At 43.3% G+C, this 20975-nt stretch carries 22 protein-coding genes; 19 read left to right on the top strand and 3 right to left on the bottom strand.

Features of this window, described 5'->3' with window-relative positions; genetic code table 11:
- Positions 1-14 precede the first annotated feature (14 nt).
- The 4 genes from LKD36_RS14260 to LKD36_RS14245 all read left to right on the top strand — a co-directional run bounded on the left by LKD36_RS14260 (position 15) and on the right by LKD36_RS14245 (position 3816).
- Positions 15-689 (top strand): 2Fe-2S iron-sulfur cluster-binding protein, encoded by a 675-nt coding sequence (locus LKD36_RS14260; RefSeq protein ID WP_308460004.1) that lies wholly within the window; start codon positions 15-17, stop codon positions 687-689.
- Positions 690-703: 14 nt separating this feature from the next.
- Positions 704-2314, top strand: a complete 1611-nt coding sequence (locus LKD36_RS14255; protein WP_308460003.1) for an FAD-dependent oxidoreductase — start codon at positions 704-706, stop codon at positions 2312-2314.
- A 92-nt stretch (positions 2315-2406) separates the two neighbouring features.
- The gene (locus LKD36_RS14250) at positions 2407-3252 is read left to right on the top strand and encodes a fumarate hydratase (RefSeq protein WP_331465245.1); all 846 of its coding nucleotides are present in this window, start codon (positions 2407-2409) and stop codon (positions 3250-3252) included.
- The gene (locus LKD36_RS14245) at positions 3253-3816 is read left to right on the top strand and encodes a Fe-S-containing hydro-lyase (protein ID WP_308460002.1); all 564 of its coding nucleotides are present in this window, start codon (positions 3253-3255) and stop codon (positions 3814-3816) included.
- Between the two features lie 122 nt (positions 3817-3938).
- On the opposite strand, the gene LKD36_RS14240 is transcribed toward LKD36_RS14245, so the two are convergent.
- Complete coding sequence (locus tag LKD36_RS14240) at positions 3939-4835, bottom strand: bifunctional enoyl-CoA hydratase/phosphate acetyltransferase (protein ID WP_308460001.1); 897 nt, start codon at positions 4833-4835, stop codon at positions 3939-3941.
- Between the two features lie 117 nt (positions 4836-4952).
- On the bottom strand, positions 4953-5717 hold the full coding sequence (locus LKD36_RS14235) for an IclR family transcriptional regulator (RefSeq protein WP_308460000.1): 765 nt from the start codon (positions 5715-5717) through the stop codon (positions 4953-4955).
- Positions 5718-6079: 362 nt separating this feature from the next.
- On the opposite strand from LKD36_RS14235, the gene LKD36_RS14230 reads away from it, so the two are divergent.
- Genes LKD36_RS14230 through buk form a run of 9 tightly spaced genes read left to right on the top strand, consistent with a single transcriptional unit; the run spans position 6080 to position 14331 of the window.
- Positions 6080-6619, top strand: coding sequence for a 2-oxoacid:acceptor oxidoreductase family protein (locus LKD36_RS14230; RefSeq protein WP_308459999.1), 540 nt, complete (start codon positions 6080-6082; stop codon positions 6617-6619).
- 11 nt (positions 6620-6630) lie between these two features.
- Positions 6631-6900 (top strand): 4Fe-4S binding protein, encoded by a 270-nt coding sequence (locus LKD36_RS14225; RefSeq protein WP_308459998.1) that lies wholly within the window; start codon positions 6631-6633, stop codon positions 6898-6900.
- Positions 6900-8078 carry a transketolase C-terminal domain-containing protein gene (locus LKD36_RS14220; protein ID WP_308459997.1) on the top strand — a complete coding sequence of 393 codons (1179 nt, stop codon included), beginning with the start codon at positions 6900-6902 and terminating at the stop codon, positions 8076-8078. The genes LKD36_RS14225 and LKD36_RS14220 overlap by 1 nt, the downstream gene beginning before the upstream one ends.
- A gap of 11 nt (positions 8079-8089) precedes the next feature.
- The gene (locus tag LKD36_RS14215; RefSeq protein WP_308459996.1) at positions 8090-8989 is read left to right on the top strand and encodes a thiamine pyrophosphate-dependent enzyme; all 900 of its coding nucleotides are present in this window, start codon (positions 8090-8092) and stop codon (positions 8987-8989) included.
- 21 nt (positions 8990-9010) lie between these two features.
- Positions 9011-10201 (top strand): MFS transporter, encoded by a 1191-nt coding sequence (locus LKD36_RS14210; protein ID WP_308459995.1) that lies wholly within the window; start codon positions 9011-9013, stop codon positions 10199-10201.
- Between the two features lie 14 nt (positions 10202-10215).
- Entirely contained in the window at positions 10216-11154 is a 939-nt protein-coding gene (locus tag LKD36_RS14205) for a ketopantoate reductase family protein (RefSeq protein WP_308459994.1), read from the top strand.
- 27 nt (positions 11155-11181) lie between these two features.
- A complete protein-coding gene (locus tag LKD36_RS14200) occupies positions 11182-12084 on the top strand; it encodes a carbon-nitrogen hydrolase family protein (protein WP_308459993.1) in 903 nt (300 codons plus the stop codon).
- Positions 12085-12104: 20 nt separating this feature from the next.
- Entirely contained in the window at positions 12105-13232 is a 1128-nt protein-coding gene (locus LKD36_RS14195; RefSeq protein ID WP_308459992.1) for a YkvI family membrane protein, read from the top strand.
- Between the two features lie 4 nt (positions 13233-13236).
- Entirely contained in the window at positions 13237-14331 is a 1095-nt protein-coding gene (gene buk / locus LKD36_RS14190; protein ID WP_308459991.1) for a butyrate kinase, read from the top strand.
- 112 nt (positions 14332-14443) lie between these two features.
- Here the strand turns inward: buk and LKD36_RS14185 are convergent, their stop codons facing one another.
- The gene (locus LKD36_RS14185) at positions 14444-15763 is read right to left on the bottom strand and encodes an MATE family efflux transporter (protein WP_308460016.1); all 1320 of its coding nucleotides are present in this window, start codon (positions 15761-15763) and stop codon (positions 14444-14446) included.
- Between the two features lie 318 nt (positions 15764-16081).
- On the opposite strand from LKD36_RS14185, the gene cas9 reads away from it, so the two are divergent.
- The 6 genes from cas9 to LKD36_RS14155 all read left to right on the top strand — a co-directional run bounded on the left by cas9 (position 16082) and on the right by LKD36_RS14155 (position 20864).
- Entirely contained in the window at positions 16082-16357 is a 276-nt protein-coding gene (cas9, locus tag LKD36_RS14180; RefSeq protein ID WP_308459990.1) for a type II CRISPR RNA-guided endonuclease Cas9, read from the top strand.
- Positions 16358-16809: 452 nt separating this feature from the next.
- Positions 16810-16980: a chorismate--pyruvate lyase gene (locus LKD36_RS14175; RefSeq protein ID WP_118771377.1), complete on the top strand. Its 171-nt coding sequence runs from the start codon at positions 16810-16812 to the stop codon at positions 16978-16980.
- A 9-nt stretch (positions 16981-16989) separates the two neighbouring features.
- Positions 16990-17901, top strand: coding sequence for a LysR family transcriptional regulator (locus LKD36_RS14170; RefSeq protein ID WP_308459989.1), 912 nt, complete (start codon positions 16990-16992; stop codon positions 17899-17901).
- Between the two features lie 294 nt (positions 17902-18195).
- Positions 18196-19239, top strand: a complete 1044-nt coding sequence (locus tag LKD36_RS14165; protein ID WP_308459988.1) for a methionine ABC transporter ATP-binding protein — start codon at positions 18196-18198, stop codon at positions 19237-19239.
- Entirely contained in the window at positions 19229-19888 is a 660-nt protein-coding gene (locus LKD36_RS14160) for a methionine ABC transporter permease (RefSeq protein ID WP_118771374.1), read from the top strand. Before LKD36_RS14165 ends, LKD36_RS14160 begins: the two co-directional genes overlap by 11 nt.
- Before the next feature lie 52 nt (positions 19889-19940).
- Positions 19941-20864, top strand: coding sequence for a MetQ/NlpA family ABC transporter substrate-binding protein (locus tag LKD36_RS14155; RefSeq protein ID WP_308459987.1), 924 nt, complete (start codon positions 19941-19943; stop codon positions 20862-20864).
- Positions 20865-20975 lie beyond the last annotated feature (111 nt).

Genomic DNA, 20975 nt, shown 5'->3' with positions numbered 1-20975 from the left:
AAAGGATGACGAAAATGGAAAATATGGTAAATGTCTATTTCTTCGGTAAGAAATACAGTGTTCCTGCAGATCTGACCATTATGACTGCCATGGAATATGCCGGATATACATTAAAGAGAGGATGCGGCTGCCGCCACGGTTTCTGCGGTGCCTGTGCAACCATTTACAGAATCAAGGGAAAGAATGAGCTGAAGACCTGTCTGGCCTGTCAGACACAGGTACAGGAAGGAATGTATGTGGCAAGTATTCCCTTCTTCCCGACAGATAAACGAACTTATGATATCAATGATCTGAAGCCTGGCCAGCAGGTGATGATGGAACTTTATCCGGAGATTTACAGCTGTATCGGCTGTAATGCCTGTACCAAAGCCTGTACCCAGAGTCTTAATGTCATGCAGTATATTGCTTATGCACAGAGAGGCGAACTGGAGAAATGTGCAGAAGAGTCCTTTGACTGTGTAAGCTGTGGCTGCTGTTCTGTACGTTGTCCAGCAGAGATCTCTCATCCGATGGTGGCACTTCTTGCGAGACGTCTGACCGGCAAATACATTGCTCCGGAAGCAAAGCATCTGACGAAACGTGTGGAAGAAATTCATGAAGGAGCATATGATGATCTGATTGAGCAGATTATGCAGAAGCCGCTCACAGAGATGCAGGAACTTTATAACAATAGAGATATCGAGAAATAAGGAGGGCATGAAAGATGTACGCACCATATCCAGAAAATATGATGGAGTCTATCAAAAAGGTAGAAGCTACAAGAGCAGAGCGTATGGCAACTGAGCCGAGACGTCTGACAGCAGATGAAAAAGATGCTCTTCTGAAACAATTCCATCCAGACTATAATCCCAATGCATTTGCAGAAATTAAGGTCGGACCGAACAAAGGTCAGAAAGCGCCGTTGGAACTGGCAGAGATGCTGCATTCCACGAGTCGGCTGATTCATGAAAAGATTGACCTTACAAAAATTGATTATGATGTGGATGTGCTTGTAATCGGCGGCGGTGGAGCAGGTTCTTCCTGTGCTATTGAAGCACATAACGCAGGCGCAGACGTTATGATCGTAACCAAACTCAGAATCGGCGATGCCAATACAATGATGGCAGAAGGCGGAATCCAGGCAGCAGACAAGGAGAATGACTCTCCGGTACAGCACTATCTGGATTGTTTTGGCGGCGGACATTTTGCGGCAAAACCAGAGCTGGTAAAGAGACTGGTTATGGAAGCCCCGGATGCGATCAAATGGCTCAATGAACTGGGTGTTGAGTTTGATAAAGAGCCAGATGGAACCATGATCACCACCCACGGTGGCGGAACTTCCAGAAAGAGAATGCACGCAGCAAAGGATTATTCTGGATCAGAGATCATGCGTACCATCAGAGATGAAGTTCTGAACCTGGGAATTCCGGTGGTTGAGTTCACCTCTGCTGTAGAGCTTCTGAAAGATGAAAAAGGTCAGGTTGCAGGAGCTGTTCTCCAGAATATGGAGACCGGTGATTATCTGGTGGCAAGAGCCAAAACAGTTGTGATCGCAACCGGCGGTGCAGGAAGAATGCATTACCAGGGCTTTCCGACCTCTAACCACTATGGAGCAACAGCGGATGGTCTTGTGTTAGGATACCGTGCCGGTGCAGCATTGCTGTATCAGGATTCCATCCAGTATCACCCGACGGGAGCTGTGTATCCTTCTCAGATCCTTGGTGCACTGGTAACAGAAAAAGTGCGTTCTGTCGGTGCACAGCTGGTCAATGCTGAGGGCGAGGCTTATATCCATCCGCTAGAAACCCGTGACGTCAATGCTTCCGGTGTCATCCGTGAATGCAGAGAAGGCCGTGGTGTAGAAGTTCCGGGCGGACTCAAAGGTGTATGGCTGGATACTCCGATGATTGAGATCCTTGGAGGAGAAGGAACGATTGAAAAAAGAATTCCGGCCATGTTCCGTATGTATATGAATTACGGAATTGATATGAGAAAAGTGCCGATCGTGATCTATCCGACCCTTCACTACCAGAATGGAGGACTTGAGATCAATGGAGATGGATTTACCAAAGAGATCCCGAACCTTTTAGTTGCAGGAGAGGCAGCAGGCGGAATTCATGGAACCAACCGACTGATGGGCAACTCTTTGCTGGATGTGATCGTATTTGGCCGTAATGCGGGTAAAAAAGCAGCAGCAAAATGCAAGGATGTCGAGCTTGGCAAGCTGAATCTGGATCATATTTATCATTATGAAAATGAATTGGAGCAGGCAGACATTCATACAGGAAAAATGTCACCAATGCTTCTGCCGAATTATGCGAGACATGAGCGGTAAGAATTAATATAGAACGGACAGACATCGGGGATTTGTATCCTGTGTCTGTCCGTGTTACAATAGATAAAAAGTTCCATAAGAGGAGGTTTGTCATGATACGTGAAGTAAATGTCAGTCAGCTCACGGATGTGGTCGAGAGACTGTGCATCGAGGCAAATGAGCATCTTCCATCCGATGTGAAATGTGCCATTGAACATTGCCGCGCCTGTGAGGACGGGGAGATTGCCCAGGGGGTACTCGATAATATCATTGAAAATTATAAGATTGCGGATGCCGAAAATGTACCGATCTGTCAGGATACAGGAATGGCCTGTGTGTTCCTGGAGATTGGGCAGGATGTACATCTGACAGGCGGAGATCTTGCAGAAGCAATTGATGAAGGCGTACGCAGAGGTTATGATAAAGGATATTTACGAAAATCCGTAGTAAAAGATCCGGTACGCAGAGGCAATACCGGAGACAATACGCCGGCTATGCTTTATACAGAGATCGTACCGGGAGATCAGATCAAAGTGACTGTCGGTCCGAAGGGCTTTGGCAGCGAAAACATGAGCATGATCCGTATGTTCAAGCCGTCTGCAGGATTACAGGGAATCAAGGATTTTATCCTGGAAGTCGTAGAAACCGCAGGCCCGAATCCCTGCCCGCCTATGGTGGTTGGTGTTGGCATTGGAGGAACCTTTGATAAATGTGCGCTTTTGGCTAAGAAAGCTTTGATGCGTCCGCTGGATTCTGAAAATCCGGATCCCTTCTATGCAGATCTGGAAAAAGAGATGCTGGAGAAGATCAATAAGCTTGGTATCGGACCCCAGGGCTTTGGTGGTAAGACAACAGCCATTGGTCTGAATATTGAGACTTTACCGACCCATATTGCAGGTATGCCCTGTGCAGTCAATATTAACTGTCATGTGACACGCCATAAGACGGAGGTGATTTAGATGGCAGCAAGAAAGATTACATTACCATTGACGGAAGAACTGGCAAAGACCCTGCATGCAGGTGACAGTGTCCTCCTGACCGGCACTATCTATACGTCCCGTGATGCAGGACATAAGAGAATGTGCGAAGCTCTTGCAAGAGGCGAGAAACTTCCCTTTGATCCTACGGATGCGACGATTTATTATGTAGGTCCTACACCGGCGAAACCAGGACAGGTCATTGGAAGTGCAGGACCGACCACCAGCGGACGTATGGATGCCTATGCACCAACCATGATGTCGGTAGGTGCCCGCGGTATGATCGGAAAAGGAGCAAGACTTCCGGAAGTAGTGGATGCCATGAAAAAATATAGCGGCGTATATTTTGGAGCCATTGGTGGAGCCGGAGCACTGCTGGCAAAATGTATCAAGAAATGCGAACTGATCGCATATGAGGATCTGGGTGCAGAAGCACTTCGGAAGTTGTATGTGGAAGATATGCCGTTGGTTGTTATTATTGACAGTGAGGGTAATAACCTTTATGATGATGGAAGAAAAGCGTATCTAAAGGAGCATCAAAATTAATCATCATAACACATAGACTTTTTGAGGTTATTTATAGAAGTAAATGTAAAGAGAAGGCAGCATCGTTTTCGATGCTGCCTTCTCTATGGCAATAAACATATGTAAGAAGGAATAATAAATAGTTACAGAACACTCAATGCGATTGCATGGAGTTTGTTGAGTGCAGAGTCAGAACGGGAAGTCATGACGATTGGAACATTTGCACCAATGACCGCACTTCCTGTTTTTAAACCTGCAAAGTAGCGTAAAGCTTTATCAATCGCGTTGCCGGTACAAAGGTTGGGCATTAAAAGAATATCTGCCTGACCGGCTACAGGACTGGTAATTTTTTTGCATTGAGCAGCCTCAGGAGAAATGGCATTATCCATTGCAAGCGGACCGTCAATAATACAATCTTTGATCTGTCCCCGTTCGTTTGCTTTACTTAGCATAGCGGCATCAATGGTTTCCGGCATTTTTTCATTAACCACCTCGACAGGTGCAAGGCATGCAACTTTAGGACAGTCGATTCCTAACCTTTTGGCAAGGGATACGGCATTTGCTATGATAACAGCTTTTTCTGCATAAGTCGGAGTTACATTGACAGCACAGTCGGTAATAAGGAGCAGCCGGTTCTGAGCCGGGTATTCCGTTACGGTAATCTGGCTGACTAGCGTTTTCGGCGGTACAAGGTTATACTCTTTTGAAAAAATTGCCCGAAGAAATATTGCCGTATGTAATTGTCCTTTCATAATGGCATCGGCTTTTTTCTCTGATGCCATAGAAACCGCCAGTTCGGCTGCTTTGGGGTCAGAAGGTTCGTCTATGATATCCCACGATGAAGGATTTTCTCCAAAGGTTCTAAGAATAGATTCGATTTCGCCCTTCTTTCCAATTAATGTAAAATCAGCAATCTGCTCTTTATGTGCCATGACCGCGCATTCCATGACCTCCATGTCATGGGCTGCAGCTATGGCAATTCTTTTTTTCTCTTTTTTTTCACGAATGCTTTTTAGTACTTTTTCAAAATTTTGATACACGATGCAGACCTCCGTTGCGTCTGGTGTTTGTTTTCAAGATTTTTCAAAAGTTTAATATAAGAAACGTTGTTTTATATAATGAACATATCACACAAAATAGATTTCGTCAATAAAAAATTATTGAAGACCCTTTTGAATCTGTTCTGTAGCAGAAAAAAGAGCACTCAGATGTTTTTGACGATTCAGTTCCATTCGTGTGGTAGGACCGGAGCAGCTGATTGCAGCAATTGGCCGTCCTGACAGAGATAAAATAGGAACCGCATAGCAGCTGAGTCCGATTTCTACTTCTTCATGATCGCAGGCATATCCCTGTTCACGTATCTGATTTAGAGTATTGAGCATTTCACGGGCATCTTTAATAGAGTGTGAAGTGGAAGGCTCAAATGTAACATTTCGGATGTATTCATAAATAAACTGATCAGATTCATAGGCAAGGATCGCTTTTCCGGTTCCTGTCAGATGTGCATATTGCGTATATCCGAGCATAATATCCATCTTAAGCCAGAGAGTGCCCACACATTTATCAATAAAAGTTACATGAGTAGGAGTATCCATAATAACCAGATGGGTAGATTCCCCATTTTCTTCTGATATTTTGCATAAATAAGGATGAATTAAATTGATAAGGGCCATTCGGTTATGTGCAATCTGGCCCAGCGTGGATATTTTTACGCTAAGCCGATAACGGGAATCGGATGTTTTGGTGATATATCCGCTTTGTTCCAGGGTTACAAGAAATCGAAAGGCAGTGCTTCGGTTGATTCCCAGACATTTGGCAGCATCTGTGGGACTGAGTTCTTCATAAGTGAAAAATAGATCCAGAACAGATAAAGCAGATGCTACGGAGTGAAGTATATATTTAGTATTTGGATTATCGCTCATGAAATTCTCCTTTTATATAATATTTTTGTTTCTTATACCGTAACAATAGTTTAAAAATATGTCAATATTGTTTTGAAATAATAATTACTGTTTAAATATTGCCGAATTCAGACGAGAAAATTTGTTTAATATAGTTAGATTTTCAGAATAAATGAAAAAAAGAAAAGGTGTGTTTTGCATAGAAAAACAAAGGATGAAAAAAAGGGGATATTCGACAAAAATGCAGAGAAAGATTCAGTAGTTTTTATACTTTGGTTAAACTTGACTAATAGTAAAACGGGAGTGTAATATGTGAAATATAAAAGTTCAGTATAAGAAACAACGTTTTAAAATAAGAAACAAAAAAGGAGAAAAGAAAGGAAATGAAAGAGATTCGTTTACACGGGCGTGGGGGCCAGGGAGTTGTAAAAGCATCCCAGATTGTAGTACGTGCGGCAGTAGCCGGTGGCAAAAATGGTCAGTTTATTCCGTTTTTTGGTGTAGAGCGAAAAGGATCACCAGTATTCGGATATCTGAGGATTTCAGAGGAAGAGATCCGTCGGAAAATGCAGGTATATGAGCCGGAGATCCTGGTGATCATGGATGATTCACTGGTAGGGCTTCCTGCAACGTACGCAGGATTGAAAGACGGGGGACTTGTAGTGGTTAATTCGGTGAAGACACCGGAGGAACTTCAGATTCCGAAGAATGCCGGACAGGTTGCCATTGTGGATGCAACTGGAATTGCAGAAGAGCTGATTGGAAGAAACATTCCGAATACGGCAATGCTTGGAGCGTTTGAAAAAGCGTCAGGTCTGGTAAATGAAGAGTTCTTATTTGCAGAGATTGAGAAGGCATTCGGAGCTGTGAACCGTCAGGCAGCAGAACGTGCCTATGAAGAGACAAAAATAATTACATTATAGGGAGGTAAAAAATGGCTGAACATTTACATATCACTCCAATAGGAAATGATGGGATTTATTGTCTGGATACCGCCAGCTGGCGTGTGTTCCGGCCGGTTATGGATAAAGAAAAATGTGTAAATTGTGGAATGTGTCTTGCGTATTGTCCGGTAAACGCCATTATCGGTACTGAAGACAAAAAGTTTGAAATTACATATGACTATTGCAAAGGATGCGGAATTTGTGCCAACGAGTGTAAGAAAGGTGCAATTGAAATGGTTCTGGAAGGAGGCGCGAAATAATGGGAAAGAAAGTCGTTTTAACAGGTAATTATTCGGCATCAGAAGCGGCAGCTCTCTGTAGACCGGATCTTATTGCAGCTTATCCGATTACCCCGCAGTCTTCAGTTGTAGAGTATCTGGCAGGTATGGTTCACAATGGAAAATTAGATTCTAACCTGGTACAGGTGGAGTCAGAACATTCCGCATGTTCCGTAGTACAGGGAGCTATTGCCGGAGGAGGACGTGTATTTACAGCTACATCAGCACAGGGACTGGCATTGATGTTTGAACCATACACACGTATGTCAACTTTGAGATTTCCCATGGTAATGGCATTAGCAACCAGAGAAATGACATCTCCGGAAACGGTATGGAGTGGTCAGCAGGATGCTATGTGTGTAAGGGAATCTGGCTGGATTCAGTGTTTCTGCGACAGCAATCAGGAAATTGTGGATATGATCATTCAGGGATATAAACTTGCGGAAAATAAGAAAGTACTTCTTCCGGTGAATGTCTGTTATGACGGATTCTACAGTTCACATTTAACAGAAGGTGTAGATCTGCCGTTACAGGAGGAAGTAGATCAGTTCTTACCGCCTGTTCATATCAATCATTGCGTACTGGATCCTGAGAATCCGTTTGCACTGGATCCGCTGACTCCGGGGCCGTTGATGCTGAAATACAGAAAGAGCCATCTGGACGCCATGGAAGCAGCACTTGATGAAATCGAAAAAATCGACAAAGAATTTGGTGATCAGTTTGGCCGTTATTATGGAGGTGCTATTTCTGAATATAAAACAGAAGATGCAGATGTAGTGATCGTTACGATCGGCGGAATGACCGGAACCGGAATGGATGCGGTGGATCTTGCAAGAGAAGAAGGAATTAAGGCTGGTTTAATTAAGCTCCGCTTTACCAGACCGTTTCCAGCAAAACGAATTGCGAAAGCAATGGAGGGAAAGAAAGCATTTGCGGTGATTGACAGATCTGTATCTTTTGGATGGTCTACAGGACCTATGTATATGGAAACCAGAGCTGCATTAGTAGATGCGGATGAAAAGTTTGCTCATTTTTCCGTAATCGGTGGATTAGGAGGAGCAGATATTTCTCTGGATATGATTTTAAGTACAATCAGAAAACTGAATGTAGTAAAAGAGGAACCAGGACAGAAAGATACACAGTGGTACATGGTTGACTAGGAGGGAAAAATATGAGTTATATAGATGTTCTTAGAGAAGCAGAAGATATGGTGACTCCGGGCATGTCTGCTTGTCAGGGATGCGGAGGAGAACTGATCTTGAGAACGGTGCTTCAGGTATCAGGAAAAAATACAATTATTGGAATCCCGCCTGGATGTATGGCTGGTGCCGGTGTTGTAGGATGGAACTATTCAAACGGTTTGAAAATACCGGTACATATTCCGCTTCTGGATAACACGGCTTCTTTTCTTACCGGATTAAGTCAGATGTATGAAAGAAAAGGAAGAACAGATGTGAATATTGTGGCTGTAGCCGGGGATGGTGCAACCGCAGACTGCGGCTTCCAGAGTCTTTCCGCTGCTGCTGAGAGAAATGAAAAGATGCTGTATGTGTGCTATGACAATGAAGGATATATGAATACCGGTTATCAGAGAAGCTCCACAACAACATTAGGTTCTAAAACTTCTACAACGCCGGTAGGATCTGTGATCAATGGTAAACAACAGCAGCAGAAGTACCTGCCGCTTATTATGAGCATGCATGGAATTGAATATTGTGCAACGGGATCTCCGTCTAACATGGCAGATCTGGTGGCTAAGATCCAGAAAGGACTGGCAGCTTCAAAACATGGATTTGCATATCTGCATGTATTTTCACCCTGTCCGACAGGATGGGCATATAAGCCGGAGAAGGCGATTGAAGTTGCAAGAAAGGCGGTACAGTGTAATGTATTCCCGCTCTGGGAGATGGATCATGATGGGTATCATTTGAATGAAATCAAAAAACCGATTACAGTTGCAGAGTTTGTGAAAGGAATCGGGAAATTCAAGAATCTTACAGAAGAGCAGATCGAAAGTATCCAGCAGGCAGCGGATGCAAGATATGCATTGTTAAAGAAAATGGCACAGTAACCCAGAGTAAAGGAGGTTGTGATGAAACAGAAGAAAAAAGTATCACCAACGCTTATTCTCGTTATTATGTTGATCTCCATGACATCAGGAGCAATTTGTATGAATAAGGTGGCTCCTGTATTAACCAATATTATGTCAGATCTTCAGATTTCCAGTAGTGCCAGAGCAGGATTATTGATGTCTGTATTTACATTGGCAGGAATCTTTCTATCTATTCCAATGGGCGTGCTGGTTACAAAATTTGGAACATTTAAAACAGGTTTAGGATCTCTGCTTGCAATTATTGCCGGTTGTATACTGGGAGCGGTGGCAACAGACTATAATATGATGCTGGTAAGTCGTGTTATTGAAGGCATTGGACTGATGTTCCTCGGAACCATTGGACCGGCTGCTGTGGCCCAGTCCTATTCTGATAGAAAACGTGGTGTTGCCATGGGAATTTTAATGTGCTATATGTCTTTTGGTCAGATTCTTGCATTAAATATTGCACCTGTTTTTGCAACTATCAGTAGTTGGAAGAATTTCTGGTGGATGAATGCAGCTGTCGGAATTGTGGCACTTGTGTTATGGGTTATTTTTATTAAGGGATTTGATAATCAGACTTCTGATTTGGGCAGTGTATCGGAAAATGCAGAACAGAATCCGAGTATATGGGATGTGATGAAAAATGGAAGTGTCTGGTTGGTTTGTATCGAATTTGTCTGCTACATGATCGTTCATATGGGAGTATTTAATTATCTTCCTACCTATTTAACAGAAGTGGCAGGTATGTCTGCAACTTATGCGGGAACATTGACGAGTGTAGCAAGTCTGATTGGAATACCAGTTGGAATTCTCGGAGGGATGCTGGCAGATAAATGGGGATCCATCAAGAAACCTCTGGCGATAATGATGATCCTGTTTGCTTTATTGATTTTCTGCACACCGATATTCAGTGGCTCTGCGTTCGTTCTGTACATTATTTTATATGGTGTCCTGGCAATGGCAGAAGCGGGCTTGAGTTTTACAGCCGTTACCATTGTTGTTCGGAGTGAAGAAAGTGGACTGGCATCTGCATTTATGAATACGGCTCAGTGGGTCGGTGCATTTTTATCTACCATGATTTTTGGAGCTCTGTTGGATTCATTTGGATGGAGCATGAGTTTTAGAATTATGGCACCAATTGCACTTATTGGAGGAATTGCTGTACTATTAAATAAAAAGTTAAATTAACAGGAGGCTTCGATATGAAAATTGCAGTCATTGGAGCAGGCGCAATGGGAACTTTATTTGGTGGAAAACTTGCGATGGCGGGAAATGAAGTTACAATGGTAGATGTTGTTCCTGTGGTTCTTGATACCATCAATAAAGATGGAATAGAGTTGGAGGATGAATCAGGAATGCATAAAATTCCGGTTCGTGCTATCAAATCGGAAGATGCGAAAGAAGCTGTTGATCTGGCCATTCTTTTTACAAAGACTTTATATTCCAGATCGGCACTGGAAAATGCAGTAAAGACACTGATCGGTAAAGATACTTATGTCCTGACACTTCAGAACGGACTTGGAAATATTGAACTGATCAATGAGTTCGTAGATCTGGAACAGATACTGGTAGGGGTTACCAATTATGCATCTGATGTAAAAGGCCCTGGAAAAATATCTACAGGCGGAGGTCAGGGAAGTTATGTAAAAATTTACACAGCAAGCCTGAAAGAGTCAGCCATGCTGCAGAAAACACATGAGGCATTGGTGGAAGCAGGATTCCATGCATCCATCACAAAAGATGTATATGTGGCAATCTGGGAAAAGGTTGGATTCAATGCTGCCATTAATGCAACGACAGCAATTGTACATGCACCCTGTGGAGCAATCGGAGCAGTGGAAGAAGGACGCTTTCTGGCGGCTAAAATTGCGGAAGAGACCGCAATGGTTGGGCAGGCTCATGGTGTAAATGTAAAAGCAGAAGATATTATTCATAGCCTGGAGAATACATATGAGGTTCATAAGGATCACTATACTTCCATGGCACAGGATCTGAAAAATAAGAGAAAAACAGAAGCTCGGTTTATTAACGGAGGAATTGTAGCAAAAGCAAAAGAAAAGGGACTGCAGGTTCCGTATACAGAAGCGGTTTATTGCCTGTTAAGAACAATTGAAGAGACATACGAAATGCAGGGATTTTAAAACATTTGCCAAGATAGGGGAAAATCTATGAAAAATATTATGAATCTTGCACTGGTAAATTATCAGACTGTCTGGGGAGACAAAAAAGCGAATCTCGAAAGAATTTCCGATTATTGTGAGGAAGCGGGAAAACGTGGAGCTGATATGATCGTATTTCCGGAAACAGCATTGACCGGATATGGAAATGATGCGGGAAAAGAGTGGAAAGATAAAATGCATGTAAAGCTTGCGGAACCAATTCCGGGGCCGGCAACAAACGCACTGGCGGAATACGCCCAAAAGTATAAAATGTATATTGTCTTGGGCATGGCAGAACTGGGAGATGATGGGAAAGTTTATAATTCTGCGGCAATTATTTATCCGGATGGTAAGACGGACAAGTACAGAAAACTTCATTTGCCATTTGATGAATGTGAGTGGGCTGTACCTGGTGATAAACCGGTGCTGATTGATACACCGTGGGGGCCGATTGGAATTTCCATTTGTTATGATACCTATTGTTTCCCGGAGCTGACACGCTATTATCGTTCCATGGGGGCTAGAATGTCATTGAATGTGACGGCATGTCCGGATGCACCGTGTACGTCAGGATCCTATAGAATTGCCCTTCCGGCGCTGGCTTTTATTAATTATATGTATATTGCAACATCCAATATTGCAGGTCCGGAACATGGAGCATTTTTCCATGGTGGAAGTGCCGTGATTGGCCCATCAAAAAATGGTGGAGAAGTAGAGACTTATCTGGGAATTCCATATCCTGAAAGCGGATGCGACAGAGCAGGTATGCGTTTTGGCACAATTGATCTTATCCTTCCAGATATTTATGGACAGATCCCGGTGTTTGCGAAAAATGCAGAGGGAAAGAGAGATTGGCGTGGAGATTTGTACGCAAAAATATTTACAGCATCAGAGGAGGCATTTAAAGGGTAATTAAAATATAGGATGTGTGTATGGAGAAAAAGAGGAAAACAAATATAAATTGGGGAATCTGCTTCAGTGTTGCATCCGCATGGTTCGGAACACATTGCGGCAGTGGTTTTGCAACGGGTGCACAGGGCGTTTCATTTTGGACCAGTTATGGTGCATATGCATTATTTCTGCCGGTCATATCTGTAGTAATTATGGCATTGGTCGCATATGTTCAATGGGAGTTTTGCAGACAAAATCATACCTATGATTATCGCTCCTATGCGAATAAACTATTTAGTCCATATGATAAAATTTTTGCACCGATTTATGAAATATTATTCATTACGATTATGGTGATGGGAGTAAGTTCTGTTTTTGCCGGGGCGGGACAGTTGATCAGTGATCTGTTTGGTTTTCCGTATGAACCGTCTGTGATTGCTGTTATGATCCTTGTAGTATTGCTGAACATGTTTGGTTCAAAGGTATTGGTTGCGGCATCGTCAGTGCTTTCTGTGATTTTAATTGTGGTCATCGTTGTCGTATGTGGAATATGTATGAAACAGAACAGTGGACAGTTTATTACTGTTGTGTCTGAATGGAAGACAGAAGGGACACTTGGACAGGCAATTTTTTCAGGAATTCTTTATGGCAGTTTTCAATGTATTATTCTGGGGGCAACGACCAACTTGTCAGGAGAGATTGCAACAGAAGAAGAAACAAAAATTGCTTCTGTTTTTGGTTTACTGATGAATGGCGCAATGATGGTTGTACTGACTTACATGTTGTTATGTTATTACCCGGATATTAATCATGAACAATTGCCGGTACTTGCAGCTGTTTCACAGCTTCATATTCCATCATTGGAGATTGTATATTCCATCATGGTTTTTCTTGCGTTTATGACGACTGCAATTACCTGTATCGGGGCGATTCTGAAACGAGTGGAAGGTTTTGGAGAGAAAAAACTTCCGAATATAACGGCAAGACGTGCATTATATAGCTCTTTGCTGATCCTGATCTGTTTTGGAATTGCACAGTTTGGTTTACTGGCAATCGTAAAAAAAGGATATACCGCAGTAGGATATCTGGGGATTCCGTTTGTAATTTTGCCAACATTATTTGTGGGGATAAAGAAAATAAGAAAAAAATCAGAAGAGTCAGGAGAATGAAGATATGAATCCAATAAAAATATTAGTTATTAATTTTGGCTCGACATCCACAAAAATTGCTTACTATGAGGATCAGGAGTGCAAGATTCGGGACAGTCTGACCCATCCGGTTGATAAAATTAAAGAATGTAAATCTGTAAACGATCAGTATGCCTTCAGAAAAGAAGCTATTCTTGATTTCATGAAAGAACATAACTTAAATCTGGATGAATTGGATTCTGTTACGACACGTGGTGGCCAGACGGAAAGAATCGTTGGAGGAACCTATCGTATCAATGAAGAGATGGTTGAGCAGGTTCGGTCTGGAGAGTATGGACATCATGTATGTGGTGTAGGAGTACTGGTTGCATATGATCTGTGTAAAGAGAGTGCTCATGCAGTTCCGCTTACGACAGATACTCCGACTACGGATGAAATGGATCCAATTGCCAGATACAGTGGTCTGAAGGAGATAGAAAGAGTTTCCTGTGTGCAGGCGTTAAACGTAAAAGCAATGACTAGGTACTATGCAGAGACACATGGAAAGAAGTTCGAAGAAGTACGGACAGTTACGGTTATGCTTGGAGGTGGGATCGGTGTCTGTGCTCTGCGGGATGGAAAAATGATAGATGCGCCGGATGGACTGGAAGGTGAAGGCCCGTTTTCAAATAACAGATGCTGCACGGTTCCGGTTGGAAAGCTGGTGAAATTGTGTTATTCCGGTCAGTACACACTGGAGCAGATGATCCGCCATATTAATGGTGAGGCCGGATTAATGGCTTACCTTGGAACTACAGATATTCGTGCAATCATGAAGCGCATCGAGGCTGGTGACCGTTATGCAGAAGAAGTCATGGAAGCCATGTGCTATCAGACGGCCAAAGAAATCGGGGCGATGGCGACAGTTCTTGAAGGAAAAGTGGATGCAATCCTTCTGATTGGCGGTATGGCAAATGTGCCATTCATCTGTGAACATATCCGCAAAAGGGTAGAGTTTATTGCTCCTGTTGTGATTATGCCAGGAGAACGTGAGATGGAAGCGTTGGCAGAGGGATCATATAAAGCTTTGAAAGGTGAAATCCCTATGCTGGAATTTGAACCGGATCAAAAGGCTGGGTGAGAAGCCTGAGAAGTGCATGAGATAAGGAATCTGGTGAAAAGCCCGGGGAGCGCATGAAGATATGCACTCCCTGGGCTTTTTCGAGGTTGTATCTGTATGTGCTTCCCAGGCTTTATTTTGCGGCATCCATTTCTTTGAAGATTCCGTTCATGACGAAGGCTGCAAGGAAGAAGGTGCAGATATCAGCAATGGGTTGAGCAATCTGAATGCCCAGAAGCCCCATGACCGGCGTCAGGATCAGGAGTGCCGGGATCAGGAAGAGTCCCTGGCGGCCGGTGGAAACCAGTGTGGCACGGATGCCGTAGCCGATAGACTGGGGCATCATATTTCCCATAATAATCACACCTTGTAACGGAAGTGTCATAAGCTGCAATCTCAAAGCTAACGTACCAATGCGGATAACATCAGCGTCTCCCTTTCGAAATAGTTCAATGATATGTCCGGAGAAAGTAAAACCGGTAACGCAGAAAACCAGCAGGATTGCAGTGCTGACTTTGATACAGAACCAGCAGGCTTCTTTGACACGGGCATACATCTTTGCACCAAAGCAAAAGCTGCAGACTGGCTGAAATCCCTGGCCGAATCCGATGATGGCCGAATTGATGAACATCATAAAACGACTGACAATAGACATGGCAGCGATCGCTGCGTCTCCGTAGGGATGAGCCATGATGTTCATGATGATAGTTGCCACGCTGGCGATTCCCTGACGTCCCAGAGAAGGAATTCCACCATAAATAATATTCTGGTAAATATTTATCGTTGGACGGAAGTTTTGTGGAAGAATGGTAATGCATTCTTTTTTTGTATTACACATAAAAAACAGGATACAGAAACTGATTATCTGGGATAACGCAGTAGCCAGTGCCGCACCGGAAGTTCCAAGTCCAAGACCGAAGATAAAGATGGGATCCAGAAAAATATTTAAAATACCACCGGTTGTAATTCCGATCATGGAGAATAACGCTTTTCCCTGGAAACGCAGCAGATTGTTCATGATAAAAGAACATACCATAAAAGGTGCAGCCATGAAAATGTAACGAGCGTAATCTTCCGCGAAAGGAGCAATGGTCTCGGTAGCCCCCAGAAAGTACACAATATTTCTGAGGCTCAGGTTACCGAAAACTGCAATCAGAAGTCCGATGATTAACCCGGTAAAAAAAGCTACAGATGCAACTTGTTCTGCCAGTTCCCGCTTTCCGGCACCGATAGATCGGGCTATGAAGTTGCCGCTTCCCATGCCTACCATGAAGGACAGCGCCTGGATAATTGCCATGGCAGAGAAGACAATGCCTATGGCACCAGAAGCACTGGTTCCCAGCTGGCTTACGAAAAACGTATCGGCCATGTTGTAAATAGAAGTCACCAGCATGCTGATGATAGTAGGAACTGCCAGTTTCGGAATGATCCGATTGACCGGGGCGTTGGCCATCTCATAGTACTGGTCGTGTTGTGTAGTTGTATTTTCAGTCAAATAAAACACCTCGATTTCTTGTTTGTGAAAAATGCTATATATTCAAAGAAATATATGATAAAATATAGTAAAAATATGGTGATAGAGTTATTGTACTAACAAACAAAAAAGACCTGTTGCCAGATCTTTTTGGTTCTACACCATGTAGAGTCTTACGACGGATTCGGATTAACCTTATTTGCACTCGTCTTGTAAGTTTGGTTATATTTTATCAATGCTTTAAAGAAAAATCAATAGACAAAATAAAAATATGCAAGGAGAAAAGGAGCAACAAATATGGCATATTACATAGGACTGGATCTTGGAACATCTTCAGTCGGCTGGGCAGTAACGGATGAAAATTATCATCTGATGAAAAAACACGGAAAAGATATGTGGGGTATTCGTGAATTTGATGAAGCAGAGACTGCAGAAGCCAGGCGTACATTTCGTGTCAGTAGAAGACGAAGACAGAGAGAAGTGGCAAGAATCGGTCTATTGAAGGATTATTTTCATGATGAACTTGCAAAAGTGGATCCCAATTTAAATCTGATCAGAATACATTTGACATAAGAGCGGTTGAATGTTAGTATAATATTAAAAGGTACTACCGATAGACGGTTAGTCCTGAAATATGTTAGTTATAAAAATAACCGCCAAGTTTTCTCAGGACCGGGCGGTTATTTTTATGTCTTGGAATCACGCAAGCCACGTGAATAACCAAGACTATAAAAAGTCGCACAAAGGCAAATAATGCCAATGAGGTTATCAATGGTCAGCATGAGCAAGTCCTCCGCATCAAAGATTTCCAGCTGGATTTCTATATCATCAGAGGTCACAGTCCTCTGTAAAAAGGACTAACCGCCTACCGTTTTTTGGTAGTACCGTCTATAATATAGCAAATAATTATATAAAATACAACTAAAAATAGAAGCAAAACAGAAAGAGGCAATCATTACGACGCATGAACAATTTGTACAGGCAGCAGACAGACACTGACATTATAAATAAGGAGGGCTAAGCGTATGTTAGTTTGTGATTATATCGTAGAGCGTATCGACGGCGATTACGCTCATTTAAGAAGAACCGATGAACTGGAAGAGGAACTGAAAGTAGTGGCAAGAGATCTACTACCACCGGAAATTATAGAAGGTTCCATGCTGCATTATGAATGGATGCAATATACATTGATTTAGGAGAAAACTATGACTCTTCAACAGTTAAAATACGCCCTGACGATTGCGGACTGCAATTCTATCAATGAGGCATCCAAGCAGCTTTTTATTTCTCAGCCGAGTCTGTCGGAGACGATTCGGGAGCTGGAGACGGAGCTTGGATTTGATATTTTCCTACGTTCCAACCGGGGAATTGTGATCACACCGGAAGGTGAGGAATTTCTGGGATACGCCCGGCAGGTGACGGAGCAGTTCGGACTTCTGAAATCTAAATACATTGACAAAAAAACAAAAGAGAAATTCAGTGTATCTACCCAGCACTATACCTTTGCAGTGCAGGCATTTGTGGAGACCGTGAAAAAGACTGGCATGGAGCAGTATGAGTTTGCGGTCCACGAGACGACGACCACCAGTGTCATTGAAAATGTAAAGAATTTTAAAAGTGAGATTGGCGTTCTCTATCAGAATGATTTTAACGAGAAAGTACTGAATAAAATGTTCCGGGAAAATGGACTGGAATTTGTGGAACTGTTTCAGAGTGATACTTTCGTGTACCTCTGGTCCGGACATCCGCTGGCGGGGCAGCAGGTGATCAGCATGGAAGAACTGGACGAGTATCCCTGCCTGTCATTTGACCAGGGAAAGAATAATTCCCTTTATCTGGCGGAAGAGATGAAGAGTACCTATGATTATCGTCGTCTCATTAAGGCCAATGACCGTGCCACGCTTCTGAACCTAATGAGAGGCCTGAATGCCTACACCCTGTGTTCCGGCATCATTTGCGAGGACTTGAACGGGGATGATTATATGGCGATCCCTCTGAAAGAGACGGAAAAAATGCGGATTGGCTATCTGAAACGAAAAGGAGTGAAGATCAGTCCTATCGGGGAAATTTACATTGAAGAGTTGAAGAAGTATAAGAAAAAAGATATTTTGTTATAGGATCACCCTATAACGAATCCAAGGTTTCTCATATTAACACTTTCTGGAAAACTTTGTTATAATATGCGTTATAAAAACGAGAAAGGAGAACCGAAATAATGAAGACCAGCACAATGAAGACTTGTATGATGACCGGAAAAATGTGCATGTGTAAATCCATGGACATGTGTTTTGTTATGAAAAAAAGAAAAGCTGCGTCGGATGCTTCGGTTTGATTTTGCAAGATAAAGAATAGATCAACAAGGAATCATCACGCAGATGGTTCCTTTTTTGTGGAGTAAAGAGAGGAACGTTATGACGGAGATAGAAGTAAAACATTTGTCGAAGACCTTCGAGCAAAAAGGCATGCATGTGGATGCGCTGCGGGATATCAACCTTACGATTGAGAAGGGAGATATTTACGGAATTATCGGAATGTCCGGTGCAGGAAAGAGTACTCTGGTACGATGTCTGAATTTCCTGGAGCGGCCTACGGACGGTCAGGTATTGATTGAAGGCAGAGACCTGGGTGCATTAAATGAAAAAGAACTGAGAAAACAGCGCAGTGACATTGCAATGATTTTCCAGCATTTTAATCTGCTGATGCAGAAAAATGTCATTGATAATATTTGTTTCCCGCTGCTGATTCAGGGTGTGAAGAAGAAGGATGCAAAGGTCAGGGCAAAGGAACTTTTGAAGACTGTGGGACTAGAAGAGAAGGAAAAAGCATTTCCGGCACAGTTGTCAGGTGGACAGAAGCAGAGGGTAGCTATTGCGAGAGCACTGGCATCCAATCCGAAGATTCTGCTCTGCGATGAGGCAACCAGTGCGCTGGATCCGCAGACAACGGCTTCTATTCTGGAGCTGTTAAAGCAGATTAATGAGCAGTTTGGAATTACCATTGTTATCATTACCCATCAGATGTCCGTTATCCGGGAAATCTGTAATCGGGTAGCCATTATTGAGCATGGTGAACTGGTGGAAAATGGTTTGGTGGAAGAGATTTTCAGCCATCCAAAGTCCAAGGCAGCCAAGGAGCTGATTCTTAAGGATCTGCCTGAGAGTGATGTGAGAACGGAAGGAGCTGTGGCTGTTCAGATGGAGCGAATTCAGAGTGACCGGAAACTGCGAATTGTATTTTCCGAGAACTCAGCTTTTGAACCGGTGATTGCCAATATGATCCTGAAGTTTGGTACTCCGGTTAATATTTTGCGGGCGGATACAAAAAATGTTGGCGGTGTTGCCAAGGGAGAAATGATCCTTGGACTGCCGGATGACAGACATCTGCAGATTGATATGGAAGAATATTTAAAAGAGCATGGACTGGAGATCGAGGAGGTGACAGGTGATGTGGAGTAGCGAAGTAACGAATATGATTATTGCCGGAATCGGCGAAACCCTTTATATGACGTTGGTATCCACGATTGCCGGTTACATTATCGGACTTCCCATGGGAATTGTTCTTACCGTTTCCGATAAAGACGGCATCCGGCCGAATTCGTTCATTTACAAGATTTTAGATGTGATCGTGAATATCGTGCGAAGTATTCCGTTCATTATTTTACTGGTTCTGCTCATTCCATTTACCAGGTTTCTGGTAGGAAAGAGCTATGGTTCCACTGCAACCATCGTACCGTTGGTAGTGGCAGCCGCACCATATATTGCACGTATGGTGGAGTCTTCTTTAAAAGAAGTAGATGCAGGAGTCATCGAGGCAGCCAGATCTATGGGAGCTTCAGATTTTGATATTGTAACAAAAGTGTTGCTGGTGGAGGCGAGAACTTCCCTTCTGGTAGGAGCAACTATTTCCCTTGGAACGATTCTTGGATATTCTGCTATGTCAGGAGCTGTCGGAGGCGGAGGCCTGGGAGCTATCGCCATTCGATATGGTTATACCAGATGGCAGACGGATATCATGATTGTAACAGTTGTGCTGCTGGTAGTTCTGTTCCAGATTTTCCAGACCATTGGAATGAAGACTGCCGATAAATTTGACCACAGAAAATAAATAGGAATGAAACTGCAATAAGCAGTTCCAGATAGAAAGTGAGGAAAAAATTATGAAAAGAAAAGTTTTAGCAAGTGTTCTTGCAGGTGTGCTCGCGATTGGTGTGCTGACTGGATGCGGCAGCAGCAAAACGGAGGAAAACGCAGCAGCTTCTGAGGCTACGGAAGAAACCACCGACGATGCAGCAGCAGAGGAAACGGATGCAGCAGACGACAGCGCTGACGCAGCAGCAACTGAGACAAAGGGAACCATTACCGTAGCAGCTTCCGCTACCCCGCATGCTGAGATTCTGGCGGCAGCAAAACCGATCCTGGCTGAGCAGGGATGGGATCTGGAAGTTACTGAGTTCGATGATTATGTACTTCCGAATGAGGTAGTAGAGAGCGGCGAGATGGATGCAAACTATTTCCAGCATGTACCGTATCTGGACAGCTTCAATGCAGAAAAAGGAACTCATCTGGTAGAGGTTGGTAAAATCCACTACGAGCCGTTCGGAATTTATCCGGGAACCAAAGCAAGTCTTGATGACATTGCAGACGGTGACACTATCGCAGTACCGAACGATACTACCAACGAGGCACGTGCTCTTCTGCTTCTGCAGGATAACGGCATCATCACTCTGAAAGATGGCGCAGGTCTGGAAGCAACCGTTAATGACATCGCTGAGAACCCGCATAACATCAAGATCGAAGAACTGGCAGCAGAATCTGTAGCCAGAGTTGTAGACGAAGTTGCTTACGTAGTCCTGAACGGAAACTACGCACTGCAGGCAGGCTTCTCTGTAGGAAAAGATGCACTTGCTTATGAGAAATCTGATTCCGAAGCAGCAAAGACTTATGTAAATGTAGTTGTTGTGAAAGAAGGAAATGAGAATAACGAAGGTGTGAAAGCACTGGTAGATGTTCTGAAATCTGATGAGATCAAGAACTTTATCAATGAGAAATATGACGGAGCAGTTATCCCGTTCGAGGAGTAAATTGCGATAGTTCCAAAAAGAATCCGACCAGAGCGAACACAAAGGTGTTCGCTCTGGCCGTTTTTTTGACATGATGATCCGATATGCTTCATATGAGCCTTATATACAGTG

Source organism: Hominiventricola filiformis, from assembly GCF_020686965.1.
Classification (GTDB): domain Bacteria; phylum Bacillota; class Clostridia; order Lachnospirales; family Lachnospiraceae; genus Hominiventricola; species Hominiventricola filiformis.
The sequence above is the reverse complement of the archived record's forward strand: the minus strand, read 5'-3'. Positions and strand labels throughout refer to the sequence as shown.

Bases quoted from the DNA above. Each gene is read 5' to 3' on its own strand.
- LKD36_RS14160 (WP_118771374.1), top strand. From the start codon at position 19,229: ATGTGGAGTAGCGAAGTAACGAATATGATTATTGCCGGAATCGGCGAA.
- LKD36_RS14260 (WP_308460004.1), top strand. From the start codon at position 15: ATGGAAAATATGGTAAATGTCTATTTCTTCGGTAAGAAATACAGTGTT.
- LKD36_RS14165 (WP_308459988.1), top strand. From the start codon at position 18,196: ATGACGGAGATAGAAGTAAAACATTTGTCGAAGACCTTCGAGCAAAAA.
- LKD36_RS14205 (WP_308459994.1), top strand. From the start codon at position 10,216: ATGAAAATTGCAGTCATTGGAGCAGGCGCAATGGGAACTTTATTTGGT.
- LKD36_RS14175 (WP_118771377.1), top strand. From the start codon at position 16,810: ATGTTAGTTTGTGATTATATCGTAGAGCGTATCGACGGCGATTACGCT.
- LKD36_RS14235 (WP_308460000.1), bottom strand. From the start codon at position 5,717: ATGAGCGATAATCCAAATACTAAATATATACTTCACTCCGTAGCATCT.
- LKD36_RS14185 (WP_308460016.1), bottom strand. From the start codon at position 15,763: ATGGCCAACGCCCCGGTCAATCGGATCATTCCGAAACTGGCAGTTCCT.
- LKD36_RS14200 (WP_308459993.1), top strand. From the start codon at position 11,182: ATGAAAAATATTATGAATCTTGCACTGGTAAATTATCAGACTGTCTGG.
- LKD36_RS14220 (WP_308459997.1), top strand. From the start codon at position 6,900: ATGGGAAAGAAAGTCGTTTTAACAGGTAATTATTCGGCATCAGAAGCG.
- LKD36_RS14195 (WP_308459992.1), top strand. From the start codon at position 12,105: ATGGAGAAAAAGAGGAAAACAAATATAAATTGGGGAATCTGCTTCAGT.
- LKD36_RS14215 (WP_308459996.1), top strand. From the start codon at position 8,090: ATGAGTTATATAGATGTTCTTAGAGAAGCAGAAGATATGGTGACTCCG.
- LKD36_RS14250 (WP_331465245.1), top strand. From the start codon at position 2,407: ATGATACGTGAAGTAAATGTCAGTCAGCTCACGGATGTGGTCGAGAGA.
- LKD36_RS14170 (WP_308459989.1), top strand. From the start codon at position 16,990: ATGACTCTTCAACAGTTAAAATACGCCCTGACGATTGCGGACTGCAAT.
- LKD36_RS14225 (WP_308459998.1), top strand. From the start codon at position 6,631: ATGGCTGAACATTTACATATCACTCCAATAGGAAATGATGGGATTTAT.
- LKD36_RS14210 (WP_308459995.1), top strand. From the start codon at position 9,011: ATGAAACAGAAGAAAAAAGTATCACCAACGCTTATTCTCGTTATTATG.
- buk (WP_308459991.1), top strand. From the start codon at position 13,237: ATGAATCCAATAAAAATATTAGTTATTAATTTTGGCTCGACATCCACA.
- LKD36_RS14255 (WP_308460003.1), top strand. From the start codon at position 704: ATGTACGCACCATATCCAGAAAATATGATGGAGTCTATCAAAAAGGTA.
- cas9 (WP_308459990.1), top strand. From the start codon at position 16,082: ATGGCATATTACATAGGACTGGATCTTGGAACATCTTCAGTCGGCTGG.
- LKD36_RS14155 (WP_308459987.1), top strand. From the start codon at position 19,941: ATGAAAAGAAAAGTTTTAGCAAGTGTTCTTGCAGGTGTGCTCGCGATT.
- LKD36_RS14245 (WP_308460002.1), top strand. From the start codon at position 3,253: ATGGCAGCAAGAAAGATTACATTACCATTGACGGAAGAACTGGCAAAG.
- LKD36_RS14230 (WP_308459999.1), top strand. From the start codon at position 6,080: ATGAAAGAGATTCGTTTACACGGGCGTGGGGGCCAGGGAGTTGTAAAA.